This is a genomic window from Halobacillus salinus, assembly GCF_004684905.1.
GTDB lineage: Bacteria > Bacillota > Bacilli > Bacillales > Halobacillaceae > Halobacillus > Halobacillus salinus.
Map to the genome: position 1 here is coordinate 34,413 of NZ_SRJC01000008.1, position 23,273 is coordinate 57,685.

General features: G+C 52.3%; 22 protein-coding genes. 20 read left to right on the top strand and 2 right to left on the bottom strand.

What is annotated here, in order from left to right; translation table 11 throughout:
• Positions 1 to 7: 7 nt before the first annotated feature.
• From purB to purD, 10 genes are read left to right on the top strand one after another with little or no spacing between them, the layout of a single operon-like run.
• On the top strand, positions 8 to 1,300 hold the full coding sequence (purB, locus tag E4663_RS17970) for an adenylosuccinate lyase (protein WP_135328652.1): 1,293 nt from the start codon (positions 8 to 10) through the stop codon (positions 1,298 to 1,300).
• A 54-nt stretch (positions 1,301 to 1,354) separates the two neighbouring features.
• Positions 1,355 to 2,074 (top strand): phosphoribosylaminoimidazolesuccinocarboxamide synthase, encoded by a 720-nt coding sequence (purC, locus tag E4663_RS17975; RefSeq protein ID WP_135328653.1) that lies wholly within the window; start codon positions 1,355 to 1,357, stop codon positions 2,072 to 2,074.
• Positions 2,062 to 2,307 carry a phosphoribosylformylglycinamidine synthase subunit PurS gene (gene purS / locus E4663_RS17980; RefSeq protein ID WP_079478651.1) on the top strand — a complete coding sequence of 82 codons (246 nt, stop codon included), beginning with the start codon at positions 2,062 to 2,064 and terminating at the stop codon, positions 2,305 to 2,307. The genes purC and purS overlap by 13 nt, the downstream gene beginning before the upstream one ends.
• The gene (purQ, locus tag E4663_RS17985) at positions 2,308 to 2,991 is read left to right on the top strand and encodes a phosphoribosylformylglycinamidine synthase subunit PurQ (RefSeq protein WP_135328654.1); all 684 of its coding nucleotides are present in this window, start codon (positions 2,308 to 2,310) and stop codon (positions 2,989 to 2,991) included.
• The gene (gene purL / locus E4663_RS17990) at positions 2,975 to 5,203 is read left to right on the top strand and encodes a phosphoribosylformylglycinamidine synthase subunit PurL (protein WP_135328655.1); all 2,229 of its coding nucleotides are present in this window, start codon (positions 2,975 to 2,977) and stop codon (positions 5,201 to 5,203) included. Before purQ ends, purL begins: the two co-directional genes overlap by 17 nt.
• Positions 5,179 to 6,591, top strand: coding sequence for an amidophosphoribosyltransferase (purF, locus tag E4663_RS17995; protein WP_135328656.1), 1,413 nt, complete (start codon positions 5,179 to 5,181; stop codon positions 6,589 to 6,591). Before purL ends, purF begins: the two co-directional genes overlap by 25 nt.
• A 17-nt stretch (positions 6,592 to 6,608) precedes the next feature.
• Positions 6,609 to 7,595 (top strand): phosphoribosylformylglycinamidine cyclo-ligase, encoded by a 987-nt coding sequence (gene purM / locus E4663_RS18000; protein ID WP_135328657.1) that lies wholly within the window; start codon positions 6,609 to 6,611, stop codon positions 7,593 to 7,595.
• A complete protein-coding gene (gene purN / locus E4663_RS18005; protein ID WP_079480827.1) occupies positions 7,592 to 8,167 on the top strand; it encodes a phosphoribosylglycinamide formyltransferase in 576 nt (191 codons plus the stop codon). The genes purM and purN overlap by 4 nt, the downstream gene beginning before the upstream one ends.
• The gene (gene purH, locus E4663_RS18010) at positions 8,164 to 9,687 is read left to right on the top strand and encodes a bifunctional phosphoribosylaminoimidazolecarboxamide formyltransferase/IMP cyclohydrolase (RefSeq protein WP_135328658.1); all 1,524 of its coding nucleotides are present in this window, start codon (positions 8,164 to 8,166) and stop codon (positions 9,685 to 9,687) included. Before purN ends, purH begins: the two co-directional genes overlap by 4 nt.
• 13 nt (positions 9,688 to 9,700) lie before the next feature.
• The gene (gene purD, locus E4663_RS18015; RefSeq protein WP_135328659.1) at positions 9,701 to 10,972 is read left to right on the top strand and encodes a phosphoribosylamine--glycine ligase; all 1,272 of its coding nucleotides are present in this window, start codon (positions 9,701 to 9,703) and stop codon (positions 10,970 to 10,972) included.
• Here the strand turns inward: purD and E4663_RS20375 are convergent.
• Positions 10,934 to 11,050, bottom strand: coding sequence for an EYxxD motif small membrane protein (locus E4663_RS20375; protein ID WP_367946414.1), 117 nt, complete (start codon positions 11,048 to 11,050; stop codon positions 10,934 to 10,936). The two genes, purD and E4663_RS20375, sit on opposite strands and share 39 nt — an antisense overlap.
• A gap of 236 nt (positions 11,051 to 11,286) precedes the next feature.
• Positions 11,287 to 11,571 (bottom strand): YgaP family membrane protein, encoded by a 285-nt coding sequence (locus E4663_RS18020; protein ID WP_079478658.1) that lies wholly within the window; start codon positions 11,569 to 11,571, stop codon positions 11,287 to 11,289.
• 66 nt (positions 11,572 to 11,637) lie between these two features.
• Between E4663_RS18020 and E4663_RS18025 the strand changes: the two genes are divergently transcribed.
• The 10 genes from E4663_RS18025 (at position 11,638) to E4663_RS18070 (ending at position 23,151) form a co-directional block, all read left to right on the top strand.
• Entirely contained in the window at positions 11,638 to 13,365 is a 1,728-nt protein-coding gene (locus tag E4663_RS18025; protein ID WP_135328660.1) for an adenine deaminase C-terminal domain-containing protein, read from the top strand.
• A 39-nt stretch (positions 13,366 to 13,404) separates the two neighbouring features.
• Positions 13,405 to 14,472, top strand: coding sequence for a DUF3048 domain-containing protein (locus E4663_RS18030; protein WP_135328661.1), 1,068 nt, complete (start codon positions 13,405 to 13,407; stop codon positions 14,470 to 14,472).
• A gap of 1 nt (position 14,473) precedes the next feature.
• On the top strand, positions 14,474 to 14,776 hold the full coding sequence (locus E4663_RS18035) for a YerC/YecD family TrpR-related protein (RefSeq protein ID WP_079478661.1): 303 nt from the start codon (positions 14,474 to 14,476) through the stop codon (positions 14,774 to 14,776).
• Between the two features lie 141 nt (positions 14,777 to 14,917).
• A complete protein-coding gene (locus tag E4663_RS18040; RefSeq protein ID WP_135328662.1) occupies positions 14,918 to 15,502 on the top strand; it encodes a YitT family protein in 585 nt (194 codons plus the stop codon).
• Between the two features lie 48 nt (positions 15,503 to 15,550).
• The gene (locus E4663_RS18045) at positions 15,551 to 16,600 is read left to right on the top strand and encodes a hypothetical protein (RefSeq protein ID WP_135328663.1); all 1,050 of its coding nucleotides are present in this window, start codon (positions 15,551 to 15,553) and stop codon (positions 16,598 to 16,600) included.
• A 135-nt stretch (positions 16,601 to 16,735) separates the two neighbouring features.
• Positions 16,736 to 16,942, top strand: a complete 207-nt coding sequence (locus E4663_RS18050) for a hypothetical protein (protein WP_135328664.1) — start codon at positions 16,736 to 16,738, stop codon at positions 16,940 to 16,942.
• Positions 16,943 to 17,053: 111 nt separating this feature from the next.
• Positions 17,054 to 17,758 (top strand): heptaprenylglyceryl phosphate synthase, encoded by a 705-nt coding sequence (gene pcrB / locus E4663_RS18055; RefSeq protein ID WP_135328665.1) that lies wholly within the window; start codon positions 17,054 to 17,056, stop codon positions 17,756 to 17,758.
• A complete protein-coding gene (gene pcrA / locus E4663_RS18060; protein WP_135328666.1) occupies positions 17,755 to 19,980 on the top strand; it encodes a DNA helicase PcrA in 2,226 nt (741 codons plus the stop codon). Before pcrB ends, pcrA begins: the two co-directional genes overlap by 4 nt.
• A 12-nt stretch (positions 19,981 to 19,992) precedes the next feature.
• On the top strand, positions 19,993 to 21,987 hold the full coding sequence (gene ligA, locus E4663_RS18065; RefSeq protein WP_135328667.1) for an NAD-dependent DNA ligase LigA: 1,995 nt from the start codon (positions 19,993 to 19,995) through the stop codon (positions 21,985 to 21,987).
• Positions 21,988 to 22,002: 15 nt separating this feature from the next.
• Positions 22,003 to 23,151, top strand: a complete 1,149-nt coding sequence (locus tag E4663_RS18070) for a CamS family sex pheromone protein (protein WP_135328668.1) — start codon at positions 22,003 to 22,005, stop codon at positions 23,149 to 23,151.
• The last annotated feature ends 122 nt before the right edge of the window (positions 23,152 to 23,273 follow it).

Here is a 23,273-nt window from a genome sequence, read left to right on the forward strand (position 1 = left end):
GATAACCATGATCGAAAGATACACAAGACCCGAAATGGGTGCGATTTGGACAGAAGAAAACCGCTTCAACGCGTGGCTGGAGGTTGAACTTTTAGCTTGTGAAGCGTGGAGCGAACTAGGCGTCATCCCGAAAGAAGATGTAGAGAAACTGCGCGCAGGTGCATCGTTTGATGTCGAGCGTATCCACGAAATCGAAGCGGAAACCCGTCACGATGTGGTGGCATTCACAAGGGCCGTTTCCGAAACGGTCGGCGAAGAACGGAAGTGGGTCCACTACGGACTGACATCAACAGACGTTGTCGACACAGCACTCAGCTACCAGCTGAAGCAGGCGAACGACATCATCCGTCAAGACCTTGTCCGTTTCATCGACATCCTCGGTGAAAAAGCACAAGAACATAAACATACCGTCATGATGGGACGCACGCACGGCGTACACGCAGAACCGACGACGTTCGGTCTGAAGCTTGCGCTGTATTACGAAGAAATGAAGCGTAACTTGGAGCGTCTCGATCTTGCAATTGAACATATCCAAGTCGGAAAGCTGTCCGGCGCGGTCGGAACGTATGCGAACATCGACCCGTTCGTTGAAGAACATGTATGCGAGAAGCTTGGCTTGAAGCCGGCTCCTGTATCGACGCAGACGTTGCAGCGTGATCGCCACGCGCATTACGTGTCGACACTTGCATTAATTGCGACTTCCATCGAGAAAATTGCTGTCGAAATCCGTGGCTTACAGAAGACGGAGACGCGAGAAGTGGAAGAATTTTTCGCAAAAGGTCAAAAAGGCTCGTCCGCGATGCCGCATAAGCGTAATCCGATCGGTTCAGAGAACATGACCGGCATGGCTCGCGTATTGCGCGGGGAAATGCTGACGGCGTTCGAGAACGTACCACTTTGGCATGAGCGCGACATCTCGCACTCGTCCGCTGAGCGTGTCATTCTTCCGGATGCGACGATTGCGCTGAACTACATGCTGAACCGTTTTGCTAACATCGTGAAGAACTTGACGGTGTTCCCGGAGCGCATGCAGGAGAACATGGAGAAGACATTTGGCCTCATCTTCTCTCAGCGCGTCTTACTTACGCTGATCGACGAAGGCATGGTGCGCGAAGAGGCGTACGACCTCGTCCAGCCGAAAGCGATGGATTCCTGGGAGCGCGGCGTACCGTTCCGCGACTTGATCGAATCAGATGAGCGCATCACATCAACATTATCCACTGAGCAGCTTGATGCCTGCTTCGACTATAAGCACCATTTGAAGAACGTAGATCGCATTTTTGATCGTATCGGATTGTAAGAATCACAGCCCCCGCGTCATGCGGGGGACTTCCTACCAAGAGGGGTGCACAGGATGAAAGGTTCTCTTTTATATGAAGGAAAAGCGAAGAAAGTCTACACGACAGATCAGCCACAGCAGTTGATTTTGTCTTATAAGAACGACGCTACTGCCTTTAACGGCAAGAAGAAAGATGCGTTCGAAGGCAAAGGCCGTTTGAACAATCTGATCACCTCGAAAGTATTCGAATACTTGCACCAGCACGACATCAACTCCCACTTTATCCAATCTCTCAACGACACCGAACAGCTCGTCCACCAAACGACGATCGTTCCACTCGAAGTCGTTGTCCGTAACGTCGCCGCCGGCAGCATCACCCGCCGCCTCGGCATTGAAGAACGAACACCATTTACCCCACCGATTGTTGAACTGTTTTACAAAAACGATGAACTGAATGACCCGATCCTGAACGACGCTCATGCCTATCATCTGACCGATGTAACGGAATCGGAATTGATGCAGATCAAAGGAATGGCGCTTGAGGTCAACGAGCAGCTGAAGGCTTTGTTCAAGGATGTCGGTTTACAACTAGTCGATTTCAAACTGGAATTCGGCCGGGTCGAAGACGGTTCGATCGTCCTCGCAGATGAAATCTCTCCTGACACATGCCGGCTTTGGGACATCGAAACGGGAGACAAAATGGATAAAGACGTATTCCGCGAAAATATCGGAAACTTGATCGAAACATACGAAAATATATTACAACGACTGGAGGCATACACATGCGCAAAGTAAAAGTGTACATCACATTGAAAGAGGGAGTTCTTGACCCACAAGGAAAGGCTGTCCAGAACTCATTGGAATCACTTGAATTCGGAGGCGTGAAAGACGTCCGCGTCGGAAAGTACATGGAACTGATGATCGAAGATTCCAAGGACATCGATAAAGAGGTCGATCAGATGTGTGACAAACTGCTCGCTAACCCAGTCATCGAAGACTATTCTTACACGATCGAGGAGGTTGTCTAAGTGAAGTTTGCAGTCGTTGTATTCCCAGGCTCGAACTGTGACCGCGATATGTATCATGCAGCGAAAGACGCGCTCGGAGCGGAAGCGGACCTTGTCTGGTATAAAGAAGCGGATATAAGCGGATACGATGCGATCCTTCTTCCAGGAGGTTTCTCTTACGGAGACTACCTGCGCTCAGGAGCGATTGCAGCGACGTCTCCTGTGATCGAACAGATCCGCCAAGCAGTAGAAGACGGGAAACCTGTCCTCGGTGTCTGCAACGGATTCCAAGTGCTGCTCGAAATGGGGATTTTACCAGGTGCGATGTTGAAGAACGAGAAGCTGAAGTTCATGTGCCACTTCGAGAACTTGGTCGTCGAGAATGCAGAGACGATGTTCACACGCGAATACGAAGCGAAAGAAGTCATCAGCATTCCGATCGCGCACGGAGAAGGCAACTATTACTGCGATAGCGAAACGCTTGAAGAGCTGAGAGCGAACAACCAAATCGCTTTCACTTATGAAAATAACCCGAACGGATCCGTCGGTGATATCGCCGGCATTACGAATAAAGAAGGCAACGTGCTCGGCATGATGCCACACCCGGAACGCGCGGTGGAGACGTTACTCGGAAGCGAGGACGGCCTGCGTCTGTTTCAATCGATTTTGACACACTGGAGGAATACACATGCCATCAATGCTTGAGATCAGTCCACAACAAATCGAACAAGACCGCCTATACAGTGAGATGGGCTTGTCTGACGCGGAATTCCAGTCCATCAAGAAGATTCTCGGACGCCTGCCGAACTACACGGAAACGGGGCTGTTCTCCGTCATGTGGTCCGAGCACTGCAGCTACAAGAACTCCAAACCCCTTTTGAAAAAGTTCCCGACAGAAGGACCTGAAGTCTTGCAGGGTCCAGGAGAGGGTGCAGGGATCATCGATATCGGTGACGAACAGGCTGTCGTTTTCAAAGTAGAGAGCCACAACCACCCGTCCGCGGTCGAGCCGTATCAAGGCGCAGCGACTGGAGTCGGCGGAATCCTCCGTGACGTCTTTTCGATGGGTGCTCGCCCGGTTGCTTTATTGAACTCGCTTCGTTTCGGTTCCCTCGAGCGTCCACGTGTGAAGTATTTGTTCGAAGAGGTCGTTCACGGCATCGCAGGCTACGGTAACTGCGTCGGTGTGCCGACGGTCGGAGGAGAAGTCCAGTTCGATGATGCCTACAACGGCAACCCGCTCGTCAACGCGATGTGCGTCGGTCTGATCGATCATAAGGATATTCAAAAAGGGATCGCGGCAGGAATCGGCAACACGGTCATGTACGTCGGAGCGAAAACCGGTCGTGACGGGATCCACGGAGCGACATTCGCATCCGAAGAATTATCGGAAGAGTCAGAAGAAAAACGCCCATCCGTCCAAGTCGGCGACCCGTTCATGGAGAAACTATTGATCGAAGCGTGCTTGGATGTCATCCACCACGACGCACTTGTCGGGATCCAGGACATGGGAGCAGCGGGGCTTACGTCGTCTGCAAGTGAAATGGCGAGTAAAGCCGGAACCGGCATGAAGATGAACCTTGATCTCATCCCACAGCGCGAGGAGAACATGACGGCGTACGAAATGATGCTGTCTGAATCCCAAGAGCGTATGCTTCTTGTTGTAGAAAAAGGAAGAGAAGAAGAGATCGCTAAAGTGTTCCGCAAGTACAACTTGGAAGCGGTCGCTGTCGGAGAAGTGACGGACAACCAACGCTTCACGCTAGTGCATAAAGGCGAAATCGTGGCGGACGTACCAGTCGACAACTTGGCCGAAGACGCACCTGTCTATCACCAGCCGTCCCGCGTGCCGGAATACTACAAACAGTTCCAGGCGATGGACGATTACATGCCGAAAATCACAGATCACAAAGAAACACTGCACCAGTTATTGAAGCAACCGACGATCGCAAGCAAGCAGTGGGTCTACGACCAGTACGACTCGATGGTGCAGGCGAATACAGTATTCGCACCAGGTTCCGACGCAGCGGTCATCCGCGTCCGCGACACGGAAAAAGCGCTCGCGATGACGACCGACTGTAACTCCCGCTATCTATATGTCGATCCGGAAGTAGGCGGACAGATCGCTGTAGCGGAAGCAGCTCGCAACATCACGTGTTCCGGCGGACGTCCACTTGGTATTACCGACGGACTCAACTTCGGTTCACCGGAAAACCCGGAAATCTTTTGGCAGATGGAGAAAAGCGTCGACGGCATGAGCGAAGCGTGCCGCATCCTATCGACACCTGTCATCAGTGGTAACGTATCGCTTTACAACGAATCATTCGGTGGTCAGGCGATCTACCCGACACCAATCGTCGGTATGGTCGGACTGATTGAGAAGCTCGATCACATCACGCCTTCTCATTTCCAAGCAGCAGGCGACCTTGTGTATCTAATAGGGGAAACAAAAGCAGAATTCGGCGGAAGCGAACTGCAAGGGATGCTCGAAGGACGCCACTTCGGTAAGGCACCTGCCCTTGATCTGAACACAGAGATGATCCGTCAAAACCAGATCCGCACCGCTATTCAGAAGGGGCTTGTAGAGTCCGCGCATGACTTGGCAGAAGGCGGACTTGGTGTCGCACTTGCAGAGAGTCTATTCGCACACGACCTCGGTTGTGAAGTGAACGTATCAGGGGATGCGACGACTGCTTTGTTCGCTGAGTCCCAGACGCGTTTCCTCGTATCAGTGAAACAAGAGAACCAAGAAGACTTCGAAGCATTGATCCGTGGCGTGAAGCCGATCGGAACGGTCACAGAAGACGGCGCATATCGCATCGTATCGGAAGGTGAAACGGTCGTGGAAGAAGAGACATCAGCGCTTAAAGCATCGTGGGAAGGAGCGATTCCATGCTTGGTGAAATCAAAGGCTTAAACGAAGAATGTGGGATTTTCGGCGTCTGGGGTCATCCGGAATCCGCGCAGCTGACGTATTACGGACTTCACGCCTTGCAACACCGCGGGCAGGAAGGGGCTGGCATCGTTACAACGGATGGTGAACAGCTGAAGCTGCACAAAGGACACGGTTTGATCAATGATGTATTTTCCCAAGATCAATTGAAGGAACTGCATGGCAAGGCGTCAATCGGTCACGTCCGCTATGCGACAGCAGGAGACGGCGGCTATGAGAACATCCAGCCGCTGTTGTTCCGTTCGCAGACAGGCGGATTCGCACTTGCGCACAACGGAAACCTAGTCAATGCGCATGCATTGAAGAGTCAACTGGAAGCACAAGGCAGCATCCTGCAGACGACATCCGATACGGAAGTGGTCGCGCACTTGATCAAGCGCGCCCGCCACTTGCCGCTGGCGGATGCAATCAGTGAAGGATTGACGATGATCAAAGGCGCCTACGCTTTCTTGATGATGACAGAAGAGGCGATGTACGTCGCCAATGATCCGCGTGGACTGCGCCCGCTCTGCCTCGGTTACCTTGGTGATTCATGGGTCGTATCGTCTGAAACATGTGCCTTCGATATCATCGGCGCAACGTATGAGCGCGAAGTGAAGCCAGGAGAACTGTTGATCATCTCGGATGAAGGCATCGAATCCAGAAGGTTCTCAGCACCGATCCAGCGAACGCTTTGCTCGATGGAATACGTGTATTTCTCCAGACCAGACAGCGACCTTGATGGGAAAAACGTACACGCGTCCCGTAAACGGATGGGGAAATCACTCGCGAAAGAAGCACCGATCGAAGCAGACGTCGTAACAGGCGTACCGGATTCCAGTATTTCAGCAGCAATCGGATACGCAGAAGAAGCGGGCATCCCGTATGAGCTCGGTCTGATCAAGAACCGCTACGTCGGCCGCACGTTCATCCAGCCGTCACAGGAACTTCGTGAACAAGGGGTGAAAATGAAGCTGTCGCCGGTCCGCGGGATTGTAGAAGGTAAGCGTGTCGTCATGGTCGATGATTCGATCGTGCGCGGAACGACGAGCCGCCGCATTGTGAAGATGCTGAAGGAAGCTGGCGCGAAGGAAGTGCACGTGCGTATCGCTTCGCCGCCGATCAAGAATCCTTGCTATTACGGGATCGATACCTCGAACAGCGGAGAGTTGATTGCAGCGAACCATTCGATCGAAGAAATCGAGCGAATCATCGGAGCGGACAGTCTATCTTTTCTTACTCCGGAAGGCTTGAATGAGGCCATTTATGAAGGACAGGAATCCTTGGAACACGGCGGATGTATGGCTTGTTTCACCGGCAACTATCCGACCGAAATCTACCCGAATACCGCCCACCCTTATGAAAAGGCGTAACGAAAGGAAGTTCATCGATGAGTCAATCCTATAAACAAGCAGGTGTCGATGTCGAAGCGGGTTATGAAGCTGTCGACCGTATGAAGAAGCACGTCGCGCGCACGATGCGACCGGAAGTGCTCGGAGGTCTCGGTGCGTTCAGCGGCCTGTTCGATATCGGCGGCATGAACTACGACCATCCTGTCCTCGTCACCGGAACAGACGGTGTCGGTACGAAGCTTAAGATTGCGTTCGAACTTGATAAGCACGACACAATCGGCGTCGACGTCGTCGCGATGTGCGTCAATGACATCATCGCCCAAGGCGCAGATCCCCTTTTGTTCCTCGATTATATAGCTTGTGGGAAGAACGAACCGAAGCGGATCGAGCAGATCGTTAAGGGAATCGCGGACGGCTGTGAGCAGTCCGGTGCAGCGCTCGTCGGCGGAGAAACGGCAGAGATGCCTGGAATGTACGACCTGGATGAGTATGACCTCGCTGGCTTCGTCGTCGGTATGGTCGATAAAGAGAAAATCATTACAGGGGAGAACGTACAGGCAGGAGATGTGCTGATCGGTTTGCCATCATCAGGCGTGCATTCGAACGGCTTTTCTTTGGTGCGTCGTGTCATCGGTGATTTCAAGATGTACGGGAAAGAACTTCTCCAACCGACACGCATCTACGTGAATGCGATCCGTTCGCTCAAAGAAGCGGTGACGATCAAAGGCATCGCCCATATTACCGGAGGCGGATTTTATGAAAATATTCCGCGCGCCCTTCCAGACGGACTCGGCGTAAGCGTTGACCGCACGGCCTGGGAGCGTCCGGCTATTTTTGACATCATACAGAAAAAAGGGAATATCGAGGAAGACGAAATGTACGGAGTGTTCAACATGGGCATCGGCATGGTAGCCGTTGTCGCAAAAGAAGATGTCGACACGTCGCTTGAAGCACTCAAGCAGGCCGGGGAAGAGGCGTGCGTCATCGGTGAGGTCACAGATCAGGAAGGAATCGAATGGCAATGAATCTAGCAGTCTTCGCATCCGGGACCGGCTCGAATTTCGACGCAATCCTGCAAGCCATCAAGGAAGGGACGCTCGACGCGAACGTTTCCTTGCTCGTCTGTGACAAAATCGAAGCCCCTGTCGTCCAGAAAGCGCAGCGGCACCATATCGATACCGTCGTCTTCAACTCGAAATGCTACGAGAGTAAAGCGGCCTATGAAGAAGTGTTGCTGAAAGACTTACAATCTCGCGGCATCGACTATATCATTCTCGCGGGTTTCATGCGCTTGATCGGCCCGACTTTACTAGAGGCGTACGAGCATCGTATATTGAATATTCACCCTTCTCTCTTACCAGCATTTCCCGGGAAAGATGCCATCGGTCAAGCCTTGGACAAAAAGGTCAAAGTCACCGGAGTCACGGTCCACTTTGTCGACAACGGTATGGACACCGGGCCGATCATCGAACAAGAAGCGGTCCGGGTCGAACCGGATGATACGAGAGAAGCGGTCCAGAAGAAAATCCAAGCGGTCGAGCACAAGCTCTACCCGCGCGTCATCCAATCATTACCCGTCAAGGAGGAATCTCAATGAAGAAGCGAGCGCTGTTGAGCGTATCCGATAAAACCGGCCTAGCCGAATTTGCCAAAAACCTGCACGAACTAGACTACGAACTCGTCTCCACAGGCGGAACGAAGCGCGCCATCGAAGAAGCAGGCGTACCCGTGATGTCGATTTCCGAAGTGACCGAATTCCCGGAAATCATGGACGGCCGCGTCAAGACGCTGCACCCATCCGTTCACGGCGGCCTTTTGGCAAAGCGTTCGAACGAAAGTCATATGAGCCAGCTGGAAGAGCTCGGCATTGAGACGATCGACCTTGTCGCGGTCAACTTGTATCCGTTCAAGAACACGATTGCAAAAGAGGGCGTCACCGAAGCGGAAGCGATCGAGAACATCGACATCGGTGGTCCGACGATGCTCCGCTCTGCTGCGAAGAGCTTTGAAGACGTAACAGTCGTCGTTGACCCAGCCGACTATGAAAAAGTGGTCGAAGGACTGAAAAACGACCAGCTCACTTCGGAGGAGCGCCGTCAGCTTGCAGCAAAAGTGTTCCGTCACACGGCAAACTACGACGCCATGATCGCCGAATACTTAACCGAAGAACCGTACCCAGAGACGTACACGGTAACGTATGAGAAAGTACAATCGCTACGCTACGGAGAGAACCCGCACCAGACTGCTTCTTTCTATAAGAAAGCGAACTTCTCCGGTGCATCGCTCGCATCCGCCGAGCAGTTGAACGGAAAAGAACTTTCCTACAACAACATTCAGGACGCTAACGCCGCGCTCGAAGTTGTTCTAGAATTCAGCAAGCCAGCAGCCGTTGCCGTAAAGCACATGAACCCTTGTGGCACAGGTGTTGGTGAGACGTTGTTCGACGCTTACTCGAAAGCGTACGAAGGCGATCCGATTTCTATTTTCGGTGGAATCGTCGCGCTGAACCGCGAAGTGGACGCCGACACGGCAGCCAAAATGAAAGAGATTTTCCTTGAGATCATCATCGCTCCATCCTTCAGCCAGGAAGCGTTGGACATTTTGACGACGAAGAAGAACTTGCGACTGTTGACGGTCGACATGAAGAGACCGGAAGCACAGACGCACAAGCTGACGAGCGTCCACGGCGGACTGCTCGTTCAGGATACCGACGAAGGCTCGCTTCACGATGTGGAGCTTGAAGTTGCGACGGACCGTGAGCCGACAGACCAGGAAATGCACGATATGCAGCTTGCTTGGCAAGTCGTTAAGCACGTCAAATCGAACGCGATCGTCGTTGCGAAGAACGACCGTACGCTCGGCGTCGGCGCAGGTCAAATGAACCGCGTCGGTGCTGCGAAAATCGCACTCGACCAAGCGGGCGCACAAGCACAAGGCAGCGTCATGGCATCCGACGCCTTTTTCCCGATGCCGGACACCGTTGAAGCAGCTGCAGAAGCAGGCGTGAAGGCGATCATCCAGCCGGGTGGATCGAAGCGTGACCAAGATTCAATCGACGCCTGCAACAAGCACGGCGTTGCGATGGTATTCACAAGAATGCGTCATTTCAAACACTAAGGGGGAGTAATCGATGAAGGTGATGGTGATTGGACGAGGTGGACGAGAACATAGTTTGATCCAGACACTCGCGAAAAGCGAAGGCGTATCGAAGCTGTATGCGGCGCCGGGGAATGCGGGCGTGGAAGCGGAACGTGTCGCGATTCCCGAAACCGATCAGGAGAAGCTCGTCGCTTTTGCTAAGGAAAACGCAGTCGACCTGACGATTGTCGGACCAGAGAACCCGCTCTTGGAAGGACTCGTCGACCGCTTTGAAGAGGCAGGACTTCGTGTGTTCGGCCCTTCCAAGGCGGCAGCGCTGATCGAAGGCAGCAAGCATTTTGCGAAAAAATTGATGGCGGACTACGATATTCCGACCGCAGCCTATGAAGCTTTCACCGAAGTGGAGCCTGCGAAAGCGTATATTCGTGAAAAAGGTGCGCCGATCGTCGTGAAAGCAGACGGACTGGCAGCCGGAAAAGGTGTCGTTGTCGCGCAGACGCTCGATGAAGCGCTGGACGCTGCTGAGGAGATGCTCGTGAACGGGCAGTTCGGTGAGGCGAGCCGCGAAATCGTCGTAGAAGAATTTTTGCAAGGGGAAGAGTTCTCGCTGATGGCGTTCGTCAACGGCCGCGATGTCTACCCGATGATCACTGCGCGCGACCACAAGCGTGCGTTTGAGGGAGACCGCGGTCCGAACACTGGAGGCATGGGCGCCTTCGCTCCGGTACCGAATTTGGAGCCGGGAGCGTATGAGTTTGCGGTCGAGTCCATTTTGCAACCGACAGCGGACGCGATGGTTTCGGAGGGTCGTCCATTCGTCGGGATTCTGTACGCCGGACTGATCGAGACGAATGAAGGACCGAAAGTGATCGAATTCAACGCCCGCTTCGGCGATCCGGAGACGCAGGTCGTTCTGCCACTGCTTGAGAACAATCTCGAGCAAGTGTTTGTCGACGTGCTCGAAGGACGCAATCCCAAGCTTCGCTGGAAAGACGCCACGTGCGCAGGCGTCGTCGTCGCATCGAAAGGCTATCCTGGGGCATACGAAAAAGGACGCCCGGTACCCGTGTTGGATAGCGGTGCGACCTTTACCGTGCATGCCGGAACAGAAGTTTCTGAAGACGGCTATGTATCCAACGGCGGCCGAGTCCTATTAGTCGGATCGGAAGCCGCGAATCTGCCGGTCGCGCTGGAAAATGTCTATGATCACCTGCAGCAGTTCGACGGTAACAAAGACTTCTTTTACCGCCGCGATATCGGACTTTCATCGGTTACGGCGTCGATGAGTCACCACCGCAAATAAGGCGGCGATTGTTCCGATGATTGTTATGATCACGAAGCTGACATCGGTGAAATACTCCCAAATATACATGTGAATCATCCTTTTAAGGAAAGGACGGGCTTTGGCCCGTCCTTTGTTATTTTTTTATTGCTGGGTGGTGCTGTGTCGTGCTTGAGTCGCGCGCAAAACGTGAAAGTCGCGCGCAAAACGTGAAAGTCGCGCGCAAACCGCTGAAGTCGCGCACAAATCGCAGAAGTCGCGCGCAAATCGCGAAAGTCGCGCGCAAATCGCGCACAAATCACAAAACTCGCGCCAAAACCTCTCGCGAACTCTTTTTACAAATGACGGCAAGCATCCTTATCTTCATCCGGATCGTAATCATACTCCTGACCCCAGCCTTCCTCTTTCCCGTCCGTCTCCGTCGCAAGTTCTTCGTAAGCGGCTTTCATCGGGCAATACCGGACGATGCCTTCTGCGATTTTCATCGAGGACAGGACGATCCAAATCGGGTGGATCGATGCATCGCGACGTTTCGCGGCACGGATCGTCAGGAACGTAAGCATGCTGAAGCCAGCGGTGATGCGGACCATAGCGTTTGCAATTCCAATATTCGGTTTCACGGTTCACTTCCTCCTAACGGTCGTCTGTGATAAAATAGTCGTAATTGATACAAGGGAGGGCACTCCATGAATGAGACACGGTTTCGTTGGCGGAATCGTCAGCTCCGCGAACATGCGTCGGTGCTTGACGGCGCCTTGGCTCCAACCAAGCTGATCAAAAACACTACTTATCTGAACGTCTATTTGAAAAAATGGATGTCTGGACATATATGGCTCTATGAAGATCGTATAGTATATACAGGCGAGAAACTCCCTGACAATACGGAAGGTACGGAAATCATCAATGGAAAGGACCGCTATGTCGTGCCGGGCTACATTGAGCCCCATGCGCATCCTTTTCAGTTATATAATCCCCAGAGTCTCGCTGAATATGCGACTCGGACCGGTACAACCACGCTGGTGAATGACAACTTAATGTGGCTTTTTTTAACGGACAAAGCGAAAGCGTTTTCTCTTTTAGAAGAGTTCATGAACGTGCCGGCGACGATGTACTGGTGGGCGCGGTTCGATTCGCAGTCGGCCTTGAGAGAGGACGACCAGGATGCCTTTGAAAAACAGATCCCGGACTGGATCGAGCATGATGCCGTCATCCAGGGAGGCGAACTTACGGCGTGGCCGGACGTCTTGTACGGCGGTGACGACCAGATCCTTCATTGGATGCAGGAAACTAAGCGCGCCCGCAAGCCGCTAGAGGCGCATTTGCCTGGGGCTTCTGAGAAAACGCTAGCGAAGATGCGCTTATTAGGCATGAACTCCGAGCACGAGTCGATGAACGCAGATGACGTGCTGAAGCGGCTCGAGCTCGGCTACCAGACGGGTCTTCGCTACTCGTCGATCAGACCAGACTTGCCGGAGATCATCGAAGGTCTTATTGAAAAAGGGCACGACCATTTCAGTCACATGATGTTCACGACCGACGGCTCGACGCCTGGCTTCTATCGTGAAGGACTGATCAATGAATGCATCCGCATCGCGATTGAAAAAGGGGTACCGCCGATCGATGCCTATATGATGGCAACGTTCGAACCTGCGCGCCACTTCGGAATTGACAACCGCGTCGGCAGCTTGAATGTCGGACGCATCGCACACCTCAATTTCCTGAAAGATCCGAACGACCCGACACCTGCTGAGGTGATCGCAAAGGGCGAATGGGTCGACGATAAAGAAACGGAGATCGAGTGGGAGAAGAACGGTATCGGCAAGCTCGAAATGGATTGGGATCTGCAAGATAGCGATATGCAATTTTCCATGCCGGTCGGGCTTGAGATGGTCAACGATGTCATCATGAAGCCGTATCCGATTGATATCGATGCATCCGTCGATCGTTTGTCAGAGGAGCATAACGAAGCGCTCTTGATGTTGATGGACCGCGAAGGCGAGTGGAAGATCAATACGTTCCTGAAAGGGTTCACGCAAACTTTAGGTGGGCTCGTCAGCTCGTACTCCAACACAGGTGATATCATTTTCATCGGAAAATCGAAATCCGATCTGCAAATCGCGTTCGAGCGTATGAAGGAGATCGGGGGCGGAATCGTACTTGCTGATAAAGGCGAAATCGTCTTCGAATTACCGCTGCCACTAGGCGGAACGATGTCTGATTTACCACTGCCTCGATTGATCGAGGAAGAAGATAAACTGAAGCAACATCTGAAGTCGCACGGATTCAGCTACGGCGATCCGGTATACACATTGCTTTTCTTATCCTCCGTCCACCTGCCATACACAAGGATTACACCACGTGGAATCATGGATGTGAAAAAGAAAGAGGTACTCTTCCCCGCGATAATGCGTTAAACTATAAGAAGAGAATCTTTTATAGGGAAGTGCTATTCAGTGAGAAAGCTTACAACATTCGGCTTCTTCCTTGTCCTGATGTTGCTTGCTGCCTGCTCGAATGAAGCGGGCGCATCGCAGCCGGAAGCAGAACAGGAAGAGCCGCAAGAAGCGACCGAAACCGAAGAGGCGGACGTCGTGACAGAAGAGAAAGACGTCGAGGAGACGTTCGAGAACGTCTATCCGTTGACTGGTGAGCCGACCAACGACAGTGTCGACCACCGCGTCCTTTCGGTGATGGTGAATAACCATACGAAAGCGCGTCCGCAGTCCGGATTGAGTCAGGCCGATGTCGTGTATGAAGTGCTGGCAGAAGGGCAGATCACCCGTTTCCTAGCGCTGTTCCATAGCGATATTCCGGACGAGATCGGTCCCGTCCGCAGTGCGCGTCCGTATTACTTCGAATTGGCAAACGGCTTCGATGCCGTTTACACGTACCACGGCGCATCCGCGGCCATCAATGAAAAAGTGGCAGCGAGCGGAATCGATTATTTGGACGGTGCCGGATACGACAATAACGGTTGGCTGTTCGAGCGCGACTCCGAGCGTGCCGCGCCGCATAACTCGTTCCTGCTTAGCAGTGGAATCGACCAAGCATTGGCGGAACAAGGGTACGAAGCGGAAAAAGAAGTGCCTGCACTGCCATTCTCAGAGGACGTCTCTCCAGCCGGAACGGAAGCCGGTAACGTGAAGGTGACGTACTATGACCGCGAAATCGTCAGCTACGACTACGATGCAGACAGCGAACAGTATCTGCGCTCAAGCGACGGAGCACCGACGATGGACCGCACGAACGGTGAACGCATCGCACTCGACAACGTCTTCATCGTCCGCACCGAGCACAATGTCATCGACAGTGCCGGCAGACGATCGGTCGACCTCACGTCCGGCGGAGACGCTTACCTTTTACAAAAAGGAACCATGCAGGAAGTCCAGTGGAAGAACGTCGATGGACGCATCCTGCCTTATAAAGATGGAGAGGCCCTGTCTTTCGCACCAGGTCAGACGTGGGTGAACATCATACAAGAAAGCTCGACGGTTGAAGTATTGAACGAAGGGGGTCAATAACATGCAAATTGATAAACTACGCGGAAAGACGTTGGACCAGCTGTTCGAAGCGATTCTATCGCTTCAGAACGTAGAAGAGTGCTACGAATTCTTCGACGACTTGGCGACGATGAACGAAGTCCAGTCGCTCGCTCAACGTTTAGAAGTCGCGCGCATGCTGCGTGAAGGCTTCACTTATCATAAAATCGAAACGGAAACCGGTGCCTCGACGGCAACGATTTCCCGTGTCAAACGTTGCCTGAACTATGGTAACGATGCTTATACGCTGGCGCTTGATCGTGTTCATGAGAAGCGTGCTGAGTAATGAGGAGAAGGCTGCCCTGCTGGGGCGGTCTTTTTTTGTGAAATTGGTTTGGTGGGGGAAAGAACATTTCGGCGATTACGCTCCCTCAACCTTCTAACAGAAGCCAGACAAGCATACCTTTAAGCAAAGGGGGCCTGTCTGATGAAACCTCTCCTCAAAAAAGCCATGATGATTATACTCGGAAGTACGTTGATTTCGCTTGGAATCAATTTTTTTCTCATTCCCGATCACGTATTGGACGGTGGGATGATCGGGGTCGGACTGATTTTCAATTATGTGTGGGGGCTCAAAGTGGGGCTGACGATCATTTTGTGCAGCGTACCGATTTTCTTGGTGGCGTGGTTCCGGTACCGGCTGTATTTTTATAATAGTTTGCACGGATTGCTCATTTCGTCTTTTTTCATAGATGTGTTTCATATCTTGCGTCCGTATCATTTGCCTCTCGATCCAGCGATGAGTTCGATTGCGGGTGGGATGTTCGTCGGTGGTGGGATTGGGTTGATGCTCCGGAATGATACGAGCACGGGCGGGACGGATCTGTTGGCGCAGATGATTGCGGACGTGTCGCGCTTGAATGTCGGGTTCGTCATTTTTCTGATCGATGCGGTTGTGATCGGGATGAGTGGATATTTGTTTTCGACGGAGACGCTGCTTTTGTCCGCGATGGCGGTTCTGAGCGTGGCGCTTGTGACGATGATTACGACGTCAAAACCGACATTAGAATGAAATATTTCCCTTTTATTATGGTAAGCTTGAGCGAGGGGAGGTCGTTCTATGACGTTAGTAAGCGACAAAGTCCAGCAGGCGCTGGCACGGGAAGGTATTACCGAGCAAAGCATCACACGACTCGGGGAGGGTGCGTGGCACGAAGCGTATTTCTTAGAGAAAGATAAGCTTGTCCTGCGGATTCCGAAAAAGAAAGCCTATGATAAGAAAGTGGTGTTCAACCGGGACGAGCTCGAAGCGGAATATGCAGGGACGAAGGCGTTCTATCAACAGGCGAACCATGCTGTTGAGGGCATTTGTCCAGATTATTTCACTTACTATGTCAGCGAAGATTTGACCTATACGCTCGAGACATATGTCGGACGAACCATTCCACTAGAACATCAATCGGTAGAAGAGGCGAAACAGTATGGTCTGGAGCTCGGCGAGTGTTTCGTGCAGCTCGAAAAATTGGACGCACCGTATCCTGGAATGGGCTATCTGGTGATGGAGGACGGCGCTTTGAAAGGTCCGTATGATATGGACGCAAAAGAGTTTCTCATCCAAGAAACAGAGGAATATAAGGAAGAGCTAGAAACCATTTTAACAAGCTCCTATCCATTCGATAAAGAAGCAGTGAAAACGAAAGCAGAAGAACTGCTTTCCGACCGTTCCATCGACCAAGAGAAGATCGTTTTCACCAACCAGGACACGTCACCAGAGAATATCCTTTTCACGGAAAACGGGGCGAAGATGATCGATCCGTTTCCGCTGCTTGCTACCGGCACGTCGCTCGCGGCCAATCACGTGTTCAACTACACGTTGTTGTTTCCGCAGTTCCATAATACGGAGCGGTACAAGAAAGGGAATTATGATTTACATAAGGACAAGCTCCGAGCGAATGCGGACGGGTTTGTCGAAGGCTACACCGATGGTTCCGAGAAGAAAAAAGATGCACTCCGGATCGAAGTGTTCATCAAGCTGCTGACGATGGCGTTCGAACATCATCAACTCTTGGGTCTGGATGCGATGAGCCGGGAGGAAGTCATCCGTTATGGAACGAAGCATCAAGTGGAGGAGCGGCTTCGTTTTTATTTAGAAGAGCTTGAACGGTTCTAAGGAGGGACATGTATTTTTGATTTAATAAACATCATCATACCGGTGATCGTCTTCACCATGATGGGCATTTTTTTCTCCTTACGGTACAAAGGGAAGGAGAAAAAGGATGAGGGATTTGCGTACAATTACTTCAAATTGAGCTACCGAAGGAAATTCATCCGCACATTGAATACGTCGTGGATGGGCGTGATTGCGATCATTTTGATTTTCACAATATCTCCGTATTCTATAGTTGTGAATGTGCTGGTGACGATCGGGCTTATCCTGTTGTCCGTTGGCCAGGCGCTGTATAATTACTACATGTGGAAAAAGCACGAAGACGAAAACCCTGCAGAAGAATAAGCTGCAGGGTTTTTCCTTGTTTCGGAACCGTTTTTTCCAGCCTAAGCATTCATACGACACCCAAAAGTTTGCTATAATGAGTGAATGGATAACTGGGAATGGAGGACAATCATGAAGCAGCACAGCCAGTGGGATCACGTTTTCAAACTCGATCCTGACAAAGCGATCTCAGACCAATCACTCGAACGGATCATGCGCTCCGGCACCGATGCGATCATCGTCGGCGGAACGGATGGTGTGACGTTCGAGAACGTCTCGGATTTGATCGAACGGATCAAACCGTATGACATCCCGTGTGCACTTGAAGTTTCGGATCTCGAGGCGATCGTGCCGGAGTTTGATGCGTATTTGATTCCGATGGTGTTGAACAGTCGGGACAAGCATTGGCTTTTCGACGTCCAGCATCATGCTGTCAAAGAGTATGGCGATATCATCGACTGGACGAATACAGTCGCTGAAGGATACTGTGTGCTCAATCCGGAGGCGAAAGTTTTTCATAAAGCGAACTGCCAGCTCCCGACCGAAGACGACGTGATCGCTTATGCAAAAATGGCTGAACATCTGCTGCAGCTTCCGGTCTTTTACGTCGAATACAGCGGAACGTATGGAGACCCGGAGCTTGTCCGCCGCATCTCAGACGAACTCGACCAGACGCGCCTTATTTACGGAGGCGGCATCAACACTAGTGCACAAGCCGAAGAGATGAGCGCGTTTGCCGATACGATTGTTGTAGGAAATGTCATTTATGAAAATATAGAAGCTGCGCTGTCGACCGTACCCGCAGCGAAACGAAATCAAGAGGATGGTGTACGATGACACAAGCAATGAACGCCTTGATCCAAGGCTTGAACAAAGAACAGAAGGAAGCCGTCACCCACACAGAAGGCCCTCTTCTCATCATGGCCGGAGCGGGAAGTGGGAAGACCCGTGTCCTGACGCACCGTATAGCGTATCTACTTAGTGAAAAAGACGTCGGACCACGCAACGTACTCGCGATCACCTTCACAAACAAGGCTGCGCGCGAAATGAAGGAACGTGTCGAAGGACTCGTCGGCAGTGACGCAGAGAAGATCTGGATGTCGACGTTCCACTCGATGTGTGTACGTATTCTACGTCGCGACATCGACCGCATCGGTTATGACCGCAATTTCTCGATTTTGGACTCGAGCGACCAGCTTTCTGTCATCAAGCAGGTGCTGAAAGACCTCAATCTCGATCCGAAAAAATGGGACCCGCGAGCGATGCTCGGTGCGATCAGTAACGCGAAGAACGAATTGATTTCTGCAGAAGAATTCGTGAAGCAGGCGGAGAACATGCACGATGAGCAGGTCGCCCAGGTTTACAAAGGCTACCAGCGTAAACTGCGCAAGAACCAATCGCTCGACTTCGATGACTTGATCATGCAGACGCTGTCGCTATTCGACCAGGTGCCGGAAGTACTTGAATCGTATCAGCGTCGCTTCCAATATATCCACGTCGATGAGTACCAGGATACAAACCATGCGCAGTACCAACTCGTCAAACACTTGGCTGACCGTTACAAGAACTTGTGTGTGGTAGGGGACTCCGACCAGTCGATTTACGCGTGGCGCGGAGCGGATATCCAGAACATCCTGAACTTCGAGGGCGACTATCCGAACGCCCGCACCATTTTACTAGAGCAGAACTACCGCTCCACTGAGCTGATCCTGAACGCTGCGAACAACGTCATCGACAAGAACAGCGGCCGTAAGCCGAAGCGTCTGTGGACCGATAACAGCGGTGGCGAGAAGATCCACTACCACCAGGCGGGCACGGAACGTGATGAGAGTATTTTTGTTACCGATAAAATTGAAGATATGATCCGCAAGCGTAATTACCGCTATCAGGACATCGCAATCCTGTACCGTACCAATGCCCAGTCCCGTTCGATTGAGGAAACGTTCGTCAAAGCAGGCGTACCGTACCAGATGATCGGCGGCACGAAGTTCTACGACCGTAAAGAGATCAAAGACTTGCTTGCCTACCTGCGTCTGATCGCGAACCCGAACGATGACCTAAGCTTCCAGCGTGTCGTCAACGAACCGAAGCGCGGCGTCGGGAAAACGAGCATGGACAAACTGCAGGCATATGCGACAGATCACGATATTTCCTTATATGAAGCGGCGGCAGAAGTCGACTTCGTCGGTGTCAGTGCGAAAGCGGCGAAATCGATCATGTCCTTCCGTAAGATGATCCAGAACTGGTCCGAGCAGCAGGAATTCCTGTCTGCGACCGACATGGTACAGGAAGTCATCGACAAGACCGGCTATGAAGAGATGCTGATGAACGAGAAGAGTCTCGAAGCACAGAGCCGTCTTGAGAACATTGAAGAATTCAAGACCGTTACAAAGAACTTCGAAGAGAACGCAGAAGACAAGACGTTGATCGCGTTCCTCACTGACCTTGCCTTGATCGCCGATATCGATTCGATGAACGACGACCCGGACAGTGATGACTCCGTCACGCTGATGACGCTCCACTCAGCGAAGGGACTTGAGTTCCCTGTCGTCTTCCTGATCGGGATGGAAGAGAGTATCTTCCCGCACAGCCGTGCCCTGATGGATGAGGAGCAGATGGAGGAAGAACGCCGTCTCGCCTACGTGGGAATCACCCGTGCTGAGAAGGAGCTGTTCATTTCTCACGCGAAAATGCGCACACTATATGGTAGAACGAACATGAACCCGATCTCCCGTTTCATTAATGAGATTCCGGAAGACTTGGTAGACGGAAAAGAAGAACAAGAGGATCTGCCGTTCTTCAACAAGACGATGCCGTTCGATACACCGAAGAAAGAAGCACCGAAGCCGAAGAAGCGTGTCGCTAAGAAGCCGGATACGACCGGCGCTGAGAAAAACACGTGGAACCCTGGCGATAAGGCCGCTCATAAGAAGTGGGGCGAAGGGACGGTCGTCAAAGTACAGGGCGAGGGAGATTCTATGGAACTCGACATCGCCTTCCCGGCACCGACCGGCATCAAGCGATTGCTTGCCCGCTATGCTCCGATTACGAAAGTGTAAGGAAGTGGAATGATGAACGCAGCTGAACGAATACAAGCGCTCCGCGAAGAGCTGAACCGCTATAACTACGAATACCATACGCTCGATGAGCCGAGCGTATCGGACTATGAATATGATACGAAACTGCGCGAACTGATCGAACTCGAGGAAGAGAATCCGGAACTGCAAGCCCCGGATTCTCCGTCTCAGCGCGTCGGTGGTGCTCCGCTTGAAGGCTTTGAAAAAGTCCAACACGACATCCCGATGCTCTCACTCGGCAACGCCTTCAACGAAGACGAACTGCGCGATTTCGACCGCCGCGTCCGTGGTGGCGTTGAGGAAGACGTCAGCTACGTCTGTGAACTGAAAATCGACGGGCTTGCCGTTTCCTTGAAATATGAAGACGGCTTGTTCGTCCGCGGTGCCACCCGTGGCGACGGTACGACAGGGGAAGACATTACGACGAACCTGCGCACGATTCGCAGCATTCCGCTCCGACTGAGTGAACCGGAAACGATCGAAGTCCGCGGCGAGGCGTTCATGCCGAAGCGGTCGTTTGTCGCGTTGAACGAGGCGCGCGAAGAGAAAGAAGAAGAGCCGTTCGCGAACCCGCGAAACGCAGCGGCTGGTTCGTTGCGCCAGCTCGATCCGAAAATCGCAGCTAAGCGTAACCTCGACATCTTTTTATACGGCGTCGGTCTGTGGGAGAACGACCCGACCGATGCCCACAGCGAACGTCTAGAGAAAATCAAAGAGCTTGGTCTCCGCACCAATCCGGAGTGGAAACGATGCAAAGATATCGAAGAAGTGATCGAGTACGTGAACGGCTGGGTCGAACGCCGTCCGGACCTTGATTACGAGATCGACGGAATCGTCATCAAAGTCGATAGTCTCGACCAGCAGGAGACGCTCGGCTTCACGGCGAAGAGTCCGCGCTGGGCGACCGCCTACAAGTTCCCGGCAGAAGAAGTCGTAACGAAGCTCAATGATATCGAACTGAGCGTCGGCCGTACCGGCGTCGTGACACCGACTGCGATTCTAGAGCCGGTCAAAGTAGCCGGAACGACCGTCGGACGCGCGTCCTTGCACAATGAAGACTTGATCCGCGAACGCGATATCCGCATCGGCGACACCGTCGTCATCAAGAAAGCGGGCGACATCATTCCAGAAGTCGTGCGTGTCCTTGAAGAGGAGCGTTCAGGAGAGGAAGAGCCGTACCACATGCCGGAAACGTGTCCGGAGTGTGAGAGCAAGCTCGTCCGCCTCGAAGAAGAAGTCGCACTGCGCTGCATCAATCCGAACTGCCCAGCTCAGCTGCGTGAAGGGTTGATCCACTTCGTTTCGCGTAACGCGATGGACATCGAAGGCTTAGGGGAAAAAGTGATCGCGCAACTTTTCCAAGAAGAATTGATTCATAATATCGCCGACCTGTACAAGCTTGAGCGCGAGGAATTACTTCAGCTCGACCGTATGGGAGAAAAATCGGTGCAGAACCTACTGTACGCGATCGAAGCGTCGAAGGAGAATTCGCTTGAGCGCCTGCTGTTCGGACTAGGCGTACGCTATGTCGGGACGAAAGCGGCAAGCACGCTCGCACAGCACTTCGAACAAATCGATGACTTAGTCGAGGCGGATGCCGAGACGCTTGAGAGCATCCCGGAAATCGGCGAGAAGATGGCCGATTCGATCGCCCGCTACTTCGACAAGCCGCAAGTCGTCGAGCTGATCGCGGAGTTGAAAGAACTCGGATTGAACATGACGTACAAAGGTGCGAAGCCGAGTGAAGGACCTGCAGACTCTCCGTTCAAAGACAAGACGATAGTGTTGACTGGGAAAATGGAGAACTTCACGCGTGGGGACGCGAAGAAGATCGTTCAGGACCTTGGCGGCAACGTAACCGGAAGCGTCAGTAAGAAGACCGACTTGTTGATCGCCGGAGAAGATGCCGGCAGTAAATATAAGAAAGCACAAGATTTAGGGATAGAGATTTGGGATGAAGCGCAATTCGCTGATGCGCTGCCTGAATAATGGAGGAGTGAAACCATGAGGAAGCTACACGCCGCCGTTTTGTTGAGTACGCTTTTGTTTGTGAGTGCGTGTACTCCGGTTTTCGATAATCGCGATGAAGTGATTCAAGAAACGACCGAAGAAAGCACCAACCAGAGTGCCATCGTGCCGAACTACCGGATGAGTGATGAAACATACCGGATGATTCTGACCGAAGGCACGTCGAAAGTATCCAGCGCCCGCGCTGTCACGACGAACCAGATGGGGAACCGTCTCGATATCTCCGAATTCGAGAGCGGGCTGCGTCGTCATTCGAAGGAATTTTACGACCCGGAAGATTACTACTTCCAGCCAGGACAGTTCCTGGATAAGGAGACCCTCTTAGGGTGGTTGTCCCGTCAATCCTCCGGGAATGAAGAAGGGTTGAATCCGGAACTGGACGAAAGCAACGCGACAGTCGAAGAGTTCCGTTCCAATCCGAAGTACATCTCGAACATCATCGAGCAAGATTACTTGGTGAAAAAAGAAGACAACGTCGTCGAAGTGAAGGGGCTGACAATCGGAATTTCCCTCCGCTCCGTCTATAACTTCACGTCTGACGGCCGCGACTATGAAGAGAAGCACAGCACGGAAGAATTGCTCGCTAAAGGGAAAGAGTACGCGGACACGATCCTGCAGCGTCTCCGTGAAAATGAGAAGCTGACCGATGTGCCGATCATGTTCGCCCTCTATGAAGAAGAAGAAGCGAGCTCGAAGGTGCCTGGCAACTTCTTGAGTAAAGCCTACGTCAAAGGATCGGACATGTCCGTCGGTGGTTGGGAGAATCTTGATGAGAATCATGTCCTCTTCCCGTCTAGTGAAGGGGAAGAGAACTACTTCGATGACTCGCAGATCTTCTCTGACTTTCGGACCGAAGTGGCGAACTACTTCCCGAACTTCGTCGGCATGATCGCGAACGGCTTCTATATCAATGACGAACTACAAAGCGTCACCGTCAACATTCCGATCCAGTTCCAATCTGAATCGGAAGTGGTCGGCTTCACGCAGTACGTCTACAGCCTCGTTGTGGAAATGTTCCCGGAACACTATGATGTGGAAGTGAACATTTATTCTATGGATCAGCAGGAAAGCTTGATTGTCCGGGAGGCTGGACAAGAAGAGCCGTATGTTCATATTTACAAATAAGGAATGAGACCTCGCCGGGTGATGCGGCGGGGTCTTTTTTTGGGGTTGCGGCACTTTGGGTGGTGGTTAGGGCACATTGTCAGCGCGTTAGGTCACTTTCCTCATTAGTTAGGGCACTTTGC